The following is a 10,954-nucleotide window of genomic DNA, read 5'->3' as shown; positions in this document are numbered from 1 at the left end:
GGTGGTCGCCCAAAGGGGCTCACCGAGTAGCCGTCACAAGGGCCGCAGTTCTCGATGGTCGGCTGACCGTCGCAAACAGAAAACGCGCCGCATGACCCCCATGTTCTGTCCACTCCCCGCGCGGGCAGCCTGCAACCCTGCCATGGTGCGTTCCCGGATCAACTCGCTTTCAAATTCGGCGAGCGCGGCAAAGATCCCAAATGACAGCCGACCGGCTGCGGTGGTCGTGTCGATCTGTGCTCCCTGGCCTGTGAGCACCTCCAGCCCGTTCGGGTCAGCCACGAAACGATTTATGCCTATGTCTACAGTCGCGAAGGTCAATCTGAACAGCTGGCCCACCACCTACCCAACCGTCGCAAGAAGCGGCAGCCACGCTACGCCAGACGGCCCAGAGGCCAGGTTTTCCCACCAGATAGGTCCATCCATCAACGCCCGGAGCATGTGAAGACCCGTGAGACCTTCGGTGAATGGGAAGGCGATCTGATGATCTTTGAACGCGCCCAAGGAAAACGGACCTGATCACCGCAGAGGGTTTTGACAGTGACACCGTCCTGCGTCTCGTTGCGGCGCTCGAGGCGCAATCCGAACACCCCATTGCCGAAGCCATCACACGTGCGGCCGCTCAAAAAGGGTTGAAATCTTCTGAGGTTACGGCCTTCTCCTCCCTCACGGGTTACGGCGTAGAAGCAAACGTCGACGGCCGACGGGTTCTTGTCGGCGCGGACCGGTTGATGGCACGCGAAGGGATCGACATGGGCGGGCTTGCCGAAACCGGTGATGCATTGGGCCGCAAAGGGCGCACGCCGCTGTATGCTGCCATTGACGGGAAAATTGCGGCGGCAATTGCTGTTTCAGACCCGATCAAACCCGCAACACCCCAAGCCATCGCGGCACTGCATGGGCTGGGGCTGAGCGTGGCTATGATTACCGGAGACAACCAAGGCACGGCCCAAGCAATCGCCTCTGAATTGGGGATTGATATTGTTGTGGCCGAGGTCCTTCCCGAGGGGAAAGTCGCGGCGCTGGAAGAGTTGCGCAAACGGGGCAAACTGGCGTTTGTCGGTGACGGCATCAACGATGCGCCGGCACTGGCCACCGCTGATGTGGGCATCGCGATCGGTACGGGCACGGATGTGGCCATCGAAGCGGCCGATGTTGTCTTGATGTCCGGCGAGTTGACCGGTGTGGTCAACGCGTTCGACATTTCGACACGCACTATGCGCAACATCCGCCAGAATCTTTTCTGGGCCTTTAGCTACAACACCTTGCTGATCCCCGTGGCCGCGGGTGTCTTGTACCCTGCATTCGGATTGCTACTCTCGCCGGTGCTGGCGGCTGGTGCAATGGCGCTTTCCAGTGTGTTTGTGCTTACAAATGCGCTGCGTTTACGATTGGTAAAACCGGTCATGCGTGACAAGACGCCAGCTCCGGCGCGTGACCCTGCGATCCCGATCCCGGCCCAGGCTGTATAAGTGAGGAAACGACATGAACCTGAACATCGGTGAAGTATCAAAACGCACAGGCCTGCGGGCAAAAACAATCCGCTACTACGAGGACATCGGTCTGGTTAAACCTTTGCGAGACACGAACGACTATCGTGTCTTTCGCGAAACCGATCTACACAAGCTGATCTTTCTCAGCCGCGCCCGCGCCTTGGGGTTCACCATCGACGGCTGCCGCAATTTGCTGGCGCTCTACGAGGACGAAACCCGCGCCAGTGCAGAGGTGAAAGAAATAACAAACAAGCATTTGGAAGAGATCGAAGCGAAGATAATTGATCTGCAAGCTATGCATGAGACCCTGACCCACCTGTCTAAGGAATGCGCGGGAGATCACAGGCCCGATTGCCCAATTTTGAATGGGTTAAGTGCATAGCTTGGCTTCCGATTACTCTGGAGCGCAGTGTCAGCATGCCCGACGTCCAGAGAATTTGCTGAGAAAAGAACGATGGGCAGACTGGCTGCGTAAGGCCGTCAAACCAACTCCAAGGACTCTCCGTGTGGTGGAGGAAACTTGGGGCTCAGGTCACCGACATTGACCTTTGGGCAACACATGCGCTGCAGTTTCGAGGGTTCCGTTTCTAAAGTTCAAGTAAACTAGTGGGTGGTCACCAGGTTCAAGATCTTCCTTGAGTCCGGTTAAGCGCGCTCCTATGTGGGAGCTTGATAAGTTAAGTACTTCTTCTCGCGCTACACCAAAACCACTTTTCGTAACGGCGGAGCCCGCAAGGTCTTTGAAAAATAGCTCACCGCTTGACGATGCGTCTGAGCCGATACCATCTAGAAACACCATTTCATTAGAAGTGTTCTCAAATACGACAACGACGTCAGCGCTGCCGCCCCGCAGACCGCTACTTACACAAATTTTGCTTATGTCGATTCCTTGTAGACCTTCTACCGAATACTCTACTCCGTCTGCAAACGAAGGTCGAAGCAGTGTCGCAGTAAAGAAAAATGTTACCATCAGAGTTTGCCGAACAAAGCGTTTCATTTACTTCTCCAATTCTAATTAGGCAGGGATACTGAGCGTTCCAATTGTATTGGATCTTTGATCCGTTTGCCGCAATCCAACAGGAATTGCTCAAATTCCCTAGACCGAAGCTTCACGTCAGAAAGGTTTTGGTAGTAAAGAATCAGTTCTCGAAACGGCCCGGAAAAGTCCTTGAATGCGGCGATTACAGCTACGAGAGCACCAAGAGATAATCGACCTTCAATAACAAGCCATCCGCCAATCGAGTAAAGTAAAAAGGGGGTCAGTGACATAAGGAAATTGCTGATTGCCTTTTGCAGATATTTGGCGCGTTGCAAATCAAGCCTTGTAGTTCTAAGTTCACGTGCTGCTGAGAGCGTTCTGCTGACGATGTACCGGTCATGTATATCTGCGGTCTGCTCACCGAGCACGTCCCCGAATGCGCGAACTGCACGGATGCGGCGTCTCATCCGTTCGTTTACCCACTTCTGTAACCTAGGTATGACGAACAGTTGAACGGGAACAAGTGTCAAAGCAGCGGCACCCAATATCGGATCTTGGATGAACATGAACAACAAGACAGTGGCCAAGGTTCCACCTTGGAATACAGGTGTGCCTAGTACCTCGCCAGCAAACCCTCCGATGGGTTCGATTTCATTTGTCGACAATGGAATGACTTCTGCCTTGCGCTGCCGTTCCGGTGCACCGCGCCAGGCCCGATATAGCAAAAAACGAAGCTTCAAGAGCGTTCGCTCCCCGATCTCTCCCTTTTTTATATTGATGTAGTATTTTATAACTCCATTCAGCAGCAGAGCAATGAGGAACAATACCGAAAGCAAGATAAGCAAATCGAGCTGTGTGTATTGAAAACCGAGCAAATCGACGGGAAAGTTATTGGATTGAATAGCGCCGTTCACGATACGCTTTGGCAGTTCGAGGGTCGCGTACAAAACTGGCTGTGCCAATATTCCAAGAACGATTATTACGACTTGCTCTTGCCAGCGCAGCCCTAATAAACGTCGCACAAGCAAATATTCAGCGCGGTCTTGTTTAGAGAAGAGTTTATTTTGTGCCGCACGCCGGACGACCTGAACCGAAAGTAATAAACATGCGAATAGTGTCGCAAGAGGCGCTATTACCAATACTAGGTGTAGCACCACATGCAGCCAATGCGGTGGATTTTCGACAACCTGAAAACCAATTGAGTCTGCGATACGGTGGGCCCAACCAAAAAGACCGGAAATCGTCAGCGCATCGGTTTCCAGAGCCATGTTCATAGCCGAACCCCATGTGGGGCGAGAGACTTCTGACCCTGGGACACCAACTTGAAGCCTATTGCTTCATTATTTCGGTTACGATGTATTTTCCATCGACAACCTCGACCACGAAATGAACTTTGCTGCCCTTGCGGAGGCCTTTCATCATCGACGGATCAGCAACCGCATATCCCATTTCCATTGCTGGCATTTTGATATTTGCCATTGGCCCATGGTTTAAAGTCAGTACGTTCGATTTGCGATCAAGTTTGGTTACTGTGCCCATCGTCATGTCATGATCGCCGCCCGCAAAGGCGGTCGTTGCGGCAACGACTATTGCGGTGGTTAGTGAAAGAAACTTCATTTTTCTATTGCTCCTTGGGTTGATTTTCTTCGTCATGCTCGATGTTCCTTCTGCGTTTACGGTTTAGGAAAAAGTGTCATTCGGGGAACGGCCACTTTGCGTTCCTACGGAAACTGTTTTTTGGCCTAGTATCGAGTTCGTTCAGGCGTGTTACCCCCAATTTTCAGTTTCCCGCGATGTATTGAAGCAAGCATCGGCTGCCTTTCAAATGAGACAGTAACTTGAGGTAAATCAATGGATTCTGGCCGACTTAAATGTATCAAATTGTATCGTTTACATTGAAAGGGGTCACGCCTAACTGGATTGCTTCGGTATCCGATATCTAGAGCATGAGCTTTCGAGTTTTCATATCATGCTGGTTCAAGACGTTTACGTGCATTGCGTTTGCGTTAGCCTTGGTATTTTCACCACCTTCTGCCGCTCACGCGGCGTCCGGCATGCATGACGGACATCAAGCCAAGTCTATTGTTGTCGTTGGTGCCGCCATGACTCATGACACCGGAAGCGATGCGCATCACGCGCATGAGAAGCTTAGGGTCGCAAGCGACATCGCAGCGTCCGACAAGGATGGCAAAGAGCAACAATCCCAAGAGTGTTGCAACGGTATCTGTATTTCTGTCGTCTTCCTCGAAGACACCAAGATCGAAGCAGAGCCGGTTGGTACAAGTGAATATGTCATTCTCGACGGTCAAACGTATTCGGTGGAAACAGCAGGGTTCCTGCGGCCCCCTCGATTCCTGATCTGAACCGACGCCCAAAACGGGTGTGAGCCTTGCGCAGAGTCTGCGTGAGACAACGTTCATCAATCAGGTTACGTTCATGAAAATTCATCTACTTATGGGGGCTTCGGCCCTCGGGCTTGGCGCATGCGCCTATGAGCCCACCCCGTTGCCGTCCGTCGCGACCCAACAGGCCGTCGCCAACACGGCAGTTTCATCGCTGATCAGCTATCAGGACCCCTTGGCGGGCTACACCTACCGCGGCCCCACAGGTCCCCGCGACTGGCGTTCCGTCAATCAAGAACAGACGGAGGGCAACTGATGCGGGTATCGAAGTTTCCGCTGGTTTTCGGCTTTCCGCTAATCTTGGGTGCCTGTGCTGCAGCTGTACCGGGCATCTACACGGAACCAAAAGCTGGCTTCGCCAACATTTCCAGCCAGGTCACACCAGCCATCGGCAAACGGACAGTCTTCGCCGAAACCCAGGCCGAAAATGAAGCATTGAAAAAGCAAGTGCACGCAATGGTGCACCGCAAGACCATTTCGGCGGACACCGCCGTTCAGGTCGCGCTTCTGAACAACAAGGGTTTGCAGGCGTCATATGCGAATGTCGGCCTATCCGCCGCTGAGGCCTGGCAGCAATCGACCCCGGAAAATCCGATCGTCGCGATCGGTATACTGGGCATCGGTGCGCCCGAACTAGGTGCCTACAGGGCGATCGAGGGACTGATACGGTCGAACGTGCTCGATGCCACCACTCGCAAGCAGCGTACAGCCATTGCAGACGCAAACTTCCGGCAGGCTCAACTGAGCGCCGTGAACGACACACTCGCACTAGCCAATCAGACGCGGAAGGCATGGGTCGATGCCGTAGCTGCCTTCGAGGCCGTGAGCTATCTGCGCCGCGCGAAAGCGACTTCTGACGCCGGATCGGAATTGGCTATGAGGCTGGGTGAGACCGGCGCGCTCAACACAGCCGGGCAGGCCCGTGAACAGGCATTCAATGCCGAACTCGCCGGACAACTTGCCCAGGCACGCTTGAATGCTACCCGGTCCAAAGAGCAGCTGACCAGGCTCATGGGGCTGTGGGGCACCGAAGTCGACTATTATGTGCCCGATGCCCTTCCTGCGCTGCCGCGTTCCGTCGGCCGTGTGACTGACATCGAAGCGAAAGCATTGCGAAATCGGGTTGATCTGCGCGTTGCCAAACTTGGCCTGGAAGCACAGGCCAAGGCGTTTGGTCTGACTGATCAGACTCGCATTCTCAGCGATCTCGAATTCATCGCCGGTTTCGAGGCTGAGCGGGAAATCGAGGACGGAGAAACGGAGACCGTGACCACCCCTCAGGTGGAGGTGGAGTTCGCAATCCCGATCTACGACACCGGGAAGGCACGGATGCGAAAGGCGGAATTGTCGTACCTGCAAGCAGCCAACGTGCTGGCAGAGAGAGCCGTCAACGTCCGGTCCGAAGCGCGTGGTGCTGAAGCCTCCTATCACGCCGCGTATAAGATTGCCCGCCACTATCGCGACGTTCTGGTGCCGCTACGCACGACCGTCGAAGAAGAGGGGCTGCTGTCTTATAACGGCATGATCACCAACACTTTCGAGCTGCTGACAGATGTGCGCGAAAAACTTGGCGCATCGCTGGAAGCGGCAAACGCAAAACGCGAATTCTACATGGCACAGGCTGATCTGACCGCTGCGATCTATGGCGGTGGCGACGGCGGTGGTGCTGGTGGAGAAGGCGCGACACTTGCCGCCGGTGGCGGCGCAGGACACTGAAAGGAACTGACATGTTAAACAGACGTCAATTACTCGGAGCCGGCGCGGCAGGTGCAACGCTGGTCTCTTCCAAAGCCTGGGGTCAGACCCTGAATATGGGTTTGCCCGAAGCGGCGCTGATGGATAGTGCGGCAACGGCGATCACGCCGCGACCGTCCTCCGGTGTAGATTACACACCGGTGGTTACACTCAACGGCTGGACGCTGCCTTACCGGATGAACAACGGGGTCAAGGAATTCCACCTCGTTGCCGAGCCCGTCGAGCGTGAGATGGCCGATGGCATGGTCGCGCATCTATGGGGCTACAACGGTCAATCAACGGGTCCGACAATCGAGGCGGTCGAAGGTGACCGCGTGCGTATCTATGTGACCAACAAGTTGCCGGAAGCGACCTCGGTCCACTGGCACGGCTTGATCCTGCCTTCTGGTATGGACGGTGTCGTGGGTCTCAGCCATCCGGGCATCAAGCCTGGCAAGACATTTGTCTACGAGTTCGATCTCATCAAATCGGGCACCTTCATGTATCATCCGCACGCGGATGAAATGACCCAGATGGCGATGGGCATGATGGGAATGTTCGTGGTCCACCCGAAGGATCCCACGTTCATGCCGGTCGACCGCGATTTCCTGATCATGTTGAACGCCTTCGACATCGACCCCGGAACGTATGTGCCGCGCATCATGACGATGACGGACTTCAATCTCTGGACCTGGAACAGCCGGATCTTCCCCGACATCGACCCGCTGGTCGTAAATAGGGGCGATAAGGTGCGCGTGCGCGTCGGAAACCTGACGATGACGAACCATCCGATCCACATGCACGGCTACGACTTCAAGGTGACGTGCACGGACGGCGGCTGGGTGCCGGAAAGCGCGCAGTGGCCCGAGGTCAGCATCGACATCCCCGTCGGTACGATGCGCGCCTACGAATTCACGGCGGATCATTTGGGCGACTGGGCGATCCATTGTCACAAGTCGCACCACACGATGAATGCGATGGGTCATGACGTGCCTACGTTCATCGGCGTCAACAAGGGACCGCTCACGCAGAAGATCCGCCAGTTCCAGCCGGAATACATGCCGATGGGCACCGCCGGCATGGGCGACATGGGCAAGATGACCATGGAATTGCCAGACAACACCATTCCGATGATGAATGGCTGGGGTCCGCATGGTCCGCTGGAGATGGGTGGCATGTTCTCGGTCGTGAAGGTGCGCGAAGGTATCGGCGCGGACGATTATTCGGATCCCGGCTGGTACGAAAACCCTCCGGGCGAGCAAGCCTACGAATGGACAGGCGAGTTGCCTGAGTTTGCGACCAACAACAGTCCCAAAACCATCCTGACACCGAAAACCACCTCGAAGGGCTGAGGCGGCCCTTCGTTCCTTCAATCAACTGAAACTACAGGAAAAACAGATGAAAAACCTTCTACTGACGACAGCGATGGCCTTTGCCATGATCACTCCAGTCTATGCGGCAGGCACCCACGAGGGCGGTCATGGCCATGAAAAAGCCGAGGCGGGCCACGGCCACGCCGAGATGGCGGCAGGCATGCCGGGTAAGGCGGATGATGTAAGCCGTACAATCGATGTGACCATGCGCGAAACCGACGACGGCACGATGATCTTCGAACCCGCCAGCTTTGACTTCGAGCAGGGCGAGACCATCCGCTTCAACGTCACGAACATGGGCGAGATCGAGCATGAGTTCGTAATCGATGATGTCGCGGGCAACGCCAAGCACAAGGAAATGATGGCGGCCATGGACATGGAGCACGACGATCCCAATTCGGTGCGCCTGGACGAAGGCAAGTCGGGCGAGGTCATCTGGACGTTCTCCAACGCAGGTACTTTCGAATTCGCCTGCCTGATTCCCGGCCACTACGAATCCGGCATGCACGGGCCGATCACTGTCAGTGAAACGCAGGCCTCGGCCGAGACCGTGTTGGCACAGGCGGACGTCGAATACACCAAAGGCACGATCAAGAAGGTCGATGCGGAGGGCGGCAAGGTCACAATTAACCACGGCCCACTCGTAAATCTCGACATGCCCGCGATGACGATGGTGTTCCGCGCCGATGAAGCGATGCTCGCCAAGATGTCCGAAGGTCAGGAGATCGAGTTCGTCGCGGAACCGGTGAAAGGCAAATTGACGGTCACTCAACTGAAATAATGACTACCGGCGGGGCCAGGGCATGCGCTTTGGCCCCTTCAGATCGAGACCAAGCTTGAGCGACAAAAGGGGCCGCTGAAAGCTTTGCGCTGCGGAGTAGTTTATTATGAAGACCTTCACCCTGATTTTTTCGCTCGCCCTAGCGTTGGCGTTTTCAACCCTATCGTTGGAAGCCTCCAGCGGCAAAGGCCAGCAACCTCATGCGCGTGCATTCGAAGTGCCCGGCCATGATCCGATCGGGAAACCCGGTGATGGCTCCTCGATCGACAGGACGATTGAAATATCCGTCAGGGAGACCGCAAGCGGCTACATGCTTTTCGAGCCGGACGCGATCCAGATTGAAAGCGGCTCGGTTGTCCGGTTTTCAATCAGAAATACCGGCGCATTGAATCACGAGTTCTTTCTCGGTTCCTTTGACGAGGTCGCAAAACATCAGCAATGGATGCGCGAACATCCCGATATGCAGCATGACAGCGCCAACTCGGTTTCGATCCCAAGTGGACAAAATGCCGATTTGATCTGGGAGTTCTCCGATGTGACCAGCCTGGAGTTTGCATGCTTGATACCCGGCCACCGGGAGGCGGGCATGTGGGGCGTCATCATCGTCCACGATCACCTCGCGCCGAAATCCAAGGGTTAGACTTTTCCATGTCACTCTTGGACAGGTATCACCTGCTTGTACACGACGTAGCTGCCGCCTTTGGGTACGACTACAACGATGTCACGCCAGACTGGGTGCACCCGTTCATTCATCTCATACTGGTCTTGGCGCCTGCGCTGCTGATCACCGTTGGCTCATATCTTGCTATTCCCGGCATTCTGAAGCTTTGGAAGTACCGCAGCACGCCTGCGATCCACCCAGAGCCCATACGAGGGCTCGAAGGAAGTCTTTTCAGCACCGTCTTGCGCTATTCAAGAAGGCAGCAGGCGTTGATGATCGTGGTTAGCCTCATCGCGATGCCTATTCTCTATCTGACCCTGGAACTGCCAAAACAGATCGTGAACAACGCTCTGGATTCCGACCGTTTCCCGATCGTCGTTCTGGGACGAGACCTCGATCAGGTCGTTTTCCTCATACTTCTTTGCGGTCTCTATCTTCTGGCGATCATCCTGAATGGGTTAAACAAATATGGCCTAAACGTCTTCAAAGGGTATGTCGCGGAGCGTTTTCTGCGGCGCTTCCGCCTGCTGGTCTATCGGCAATGGCGCAGCGATCCAGACTCCGGAAACCAAAGCGAGATCGTCCCTATTCTCGCACAGGAAGTCGAGCCCATCGGTGGCTTCGCGGCAGATGTCCTTACGCTGCCAATCCTGCAAGGCGGTACGCTTCTGACGATCCTGTTTTTCATGTTCGTTCAGGACCCTGTCTTGGGTGCCGCCGCACTGACGGTACTGCCAATTCAGCTCGTGCTGCTGCCCAAGCTGCAACGGCGGGTCAACGCGCTTTCACGCACCAGGATCAAGGAGGTCCGACAGCTTGGCAGGCAGCTCAGCGATCAATTGCGCGAACGGCAGGTCAATCCGGCCGGGCTGCTGCCAGTAAGCGCAAGTTTTAGAGAGCTTGAGCACGTGCGCAGGAAGATTTTCCGTCTGAAGTTCTTCATCAAGGCCCTCAACAATTTTCTGACCGCGCTGACGCCATTCCTGTTCTACTCTCTGGGTGGATATTTCGTCATCGAAGGGCGGATCACACTCGGCGCGCTGGTGGCCGTCCTGGCAGCGCACAAGGACTTCTCGGCACCGCTGAAGGAACTTTTCCGCTACTATCAGACCTTGGAAGACACCCGAATCCGGTATCACGAAATCACGGCTTTTTTTGCCGGGTCAGGCCACTCGTCCGAAGTGGCCCAGGCAGATGACAGTACGCTGGAAAAGGTCAGCCAATTCGAGCAATCGCCGCTCAGAAAAACGACTTTGCCTTTCGAGGGGCATGGAGACCTCGCTTCACAATGAAGGAGTTTGATAGCATGAAATGGGCAGCAATATTTTTTGCTCTGATCGCCGTTTCTGCGGCAGGATGGTACACCCTGCAGCCGACCCACTCCCAGACGAGTACTCAGACGGACGAAAGAATGTAAGCGCTGTCGCCACCCCACGCCTGTTCAGCTTGACGGGGTGAAGTTCCAAGGTAGCAGCTCGTCGATCCTTCTGGCCGGGTGACCGGCGGCGATGGCTTCCAGGGTCGCCTTCAA

At 55.3% G+C, this 10,954-nt stretch carries 12 protein-coding genes and 3 pseudogenes; 10 read left to right on the top strand and 5 right to left on the bottom strand.

Going from position 1 to position 10,954, the window contains the following annotated elements:
• Positions 1-177: 177 nt before the first annotated feature.
• Positions 178-258: pseudogene (locus tag SM763_RS24205) on the bottom strand (recombinase family protein); the annotation flags it as partial.
• A 3-nt stretch (positions 259-261) separates the two neighbouring features.
• Between SM763_RS24205 and SM763_RS24200 the strand changes: the two are divergent.
• The 3 genes and pseudogenes from SM763_RS24200 to cueR all read left to right on the top strand — a co-directional run.
• Positions 262-507, top strand: a pseudogene (locus SM763_RS24200) (IS30 family transposase); the annotation flags it as partial.
• Positions 498-1,472 (top strand): annotated as a pseudogene (locus tag SM763_RS23285) (HAD-IC family P-type ATPase); the annotation flags it as partial. The pseudogenes SM763_RS24200 and SM763_RS23285, both read left to right, overlap by 10 nt.
• Positions 1,473-1,491: 19 nt before the next feature.
• Entirely contained in the window at positions 1,492-1,875 is a 384-nt protein-coding gene (cueR, locus tag SM763_RS23280) for a Cu(I)-responsive transcriptional regulator (RefSeq protein WP_138017510.1), read from the top strand.
• Positions 1,876-2,025: 150 nt separating this feature from the next.
• On the opposite strand, the gene SM763_RS23275 is transcribed toward cueR, so the two are convergent.
• The 3 genes from SM763_RS23275 to SM763_RS23265 form a co-directional block, all read right to left on the bottom strand.
• Positions 2,026-2,490 carry a hypothetical protein gene (locus tag SM763_RS23275; RefSeq protein ID WP_347511150.1) on the bottom strand — a complete coding sequence of 155 codons (465 nt, stop codon included), beginning with the start codon at positions 2,488-2,490 and terminating at the stop codon, positions 2,026-2,028.
• 14 nt (positions 2,491-2,504) lie between these two features.
• A complete protein-coding gene (locus SM763_RS23270; RefSeq protein ID WP_368999912.1) occupies positions 2,505-3,740 on the bottom strand; it encodes an ABC transporter transmembrane domain-containing protein in 1,236 nt (411 codons plus the stop codon).
• A 61-nt stretch (positions 3,741-3,801) separates the two neighbouring features.
• Positions 3,802-4,125, bottom strand: coding sequence for a copper-binding protein (locus SM763_RS23265; RefSeq protein ID WP_347511148.1), 324 nt, complete (start codon positions 4,123-4,125; stop codon positions 3,802-3,804).
• A gap of 401 nt (positions 4,126-4,526) precedes the next feature.
• Here SM763_RS23265 and SM763_RS23260 point away from each other — a divergent pair, with 401 nt between their 5' ends.
• The 7 genes from SM763_RS23260 (at position 4,527) to SM763_RS23230 (ending at position 10,715) form a co-directional block, all read left to right on the top strand.
• Complete coding sequence (locus SM763_RS23260) at positions 4,527-4,835, top strand: hypothetical protein (RefSeq protein ID WP_232367722.1); 309 nt, start codon at positions 4,527-4,529, stop codon at positions 4,833-4,835.
• 73 nt (positions 4,836-4,908) lie between these two features.
• Positions 4,909-5,130 carry a hypothetical protein gene (locus SM763_RS23255; protein ID WP_223865963.1) on the top strand — a complete coding sequence of 74 codons (222 nt, stop codon included), beginning with the start codon at positions 4,909-4,911 and terminating at the stop codon, positions 5,128-5,130.
• The gene (locus tag SM763_RS23250) at positions 5,130-6,590 is read left to right on the top strand and encodes a TolC family protein (RefSeq protein ID WP_347510047.1); all 1,461 of its coding nucleotides are present in this window, start codon (positions 5,130-5,132) and stop codon (positions 6,588-6,590) included. Before SM763_RS23255 ends, SM763_RS23250 begins: the two co-directional genes overlap by 1 nt.
• An 11-nt stretch (positions 6,591-6,601) precedes the next feature.
• A complete protein-coding gene (locus tag SM763_RS23245) occupies positions 6,602-7,960 on the top strand; it encodes a multicopper oxidase family protein (protein WP_347510048.1) in 1,359 nt (452 codons plus the stop codon).
• Positions 7,961-8,006: 46 nt separating this feature from the next.
• Positions 8,007-8,762, top strand: coding sequence for a copper-binding protein (locus tag SM763_RS23240; RefSeq protein ID WP_088636196.1), 756 nt, complete (start codon positions 8,007-8,009; stop codon positions 8,760-8,762).
• 106 nt (positions 8,763-8,868) lie between these two features.
• Positions 8,869-9,402: a cupredoxin domain-containing protein gene (locus SM763_RS23235; RefSeq protein WP_088636197.1), complete on the top strand. Its 534-nt coding sequence runs from the start codon at positions 8,869-8,871 to the stop codon at positions 9,400-9,402.
• A gap of 8 nt (positions 9,403-9,410) precedes the next feature.
• Positions 9,411-10,715: an ABC transporter transmembrane domain-containing protein gene (locus SM763_RS23230; protein ID WP_347510049.1), complete on the top strand. Its 1,305-nt coding sequence runs from the start codon at positions 9,411-9,413 to the stop codon at positions 10,713-10,715.
• Between the two features lie 149 nt (positions 10,716-10,864).
• On the opposite strand, the gene SM763_RS23225 is transcribed toward SM763_RS23230, so the two are convergent.
• A partial coding sequence (locus tag SM763_RS23225) for a transposase domain-containing protein (RefSeq protein WP_490363289.1) occupies positions 10,865-10,954 on the bottom strand: 90 nt, incomplete at its 5' end.

The organism is Pseudophaeobacter sp. C1-32P7 (assembly GCF_041008775.1).
Lineage (GTDB): Bacteria > Pseudomonadota > Alphaproteobacteria > Rhodobacterales > Rhodobacteraceae > Phycobacter > Phycobacter gallaeciensis_A.
The sequence above is the reverse complement of the archived record's forward strand: the minus strand, read 5'-3'. Positions and strand labels throughout refer to the sequence as shown.

Coding starts and splice junctions, on each gene's coding strand:
- SM763_RS23275 (WP_347511150.1), bottom strand. CDS start 2,490: ATGAAACGCTTTGTTCGGCAAACTCTGATGGTAACATTTTTCTTTACT.
- SM763_RS23270 (WP_368999912.1), bottom strand. CDS start 3,740: ATGGCTCTGGAAACCGATGCGCTGACGATTTCCGGTCTTTTTGGTTGG.
- SM763_RS23265 (WP_347511148.1), bottom strand. CDS start 4,125: ATGACGAAGAAAATCAACCCAAGGAGCAATAGAAAAATGAAGTTTCTT.
- SM763_RS23260 (WP_232367722.1), top strand. CDS start 4,527: ATGCATGACGGACATCAAGCCAAGTCTATTGTTGTCGTTGGTGCCGCC.
- SM763_RS23255 (WP_223865963.1), top strand. CDS start 4,909: ATGAAAATTCATCTACTTATGGGGGCTTCGGCCCTCGGGCTTGGCGCA.
- SM763_RS23250 (WP_347510047.1), top strand. CDS start 5,130: ATGCGGGTATCGAAGTTTCCGCTGGTTTTCGGCTTTCCGCTAATCTTG.
- SM763_RS23245 (WP_347510048.1), top strand. CDS start 6,602: ATGTTAAACAGACGTCAATTACTCGGAGCCGGCGCGGCAGGTGCAACG.
- SM763_RS23240 (WP_088636196.1), top strand. CDS start 8,007: ATGAAAAACCTTCTACTGACGACAGCGATGGCCTTTGCCATGATCACT.
- SM763_RS23235 (WP_088636197.1), top strand. CDS start 8,869: ATGAAGACCTTCACCCTGATTTTTTCGCTCGCCCTAGCGTTGGCGTTT.
- SM763_RS23230 (WP_347510049.1), top strand. CDS start 9,411: ATGTCACTCTTGGACAGGTATCACCTGCTTGTACACGACGTAGCTGCC.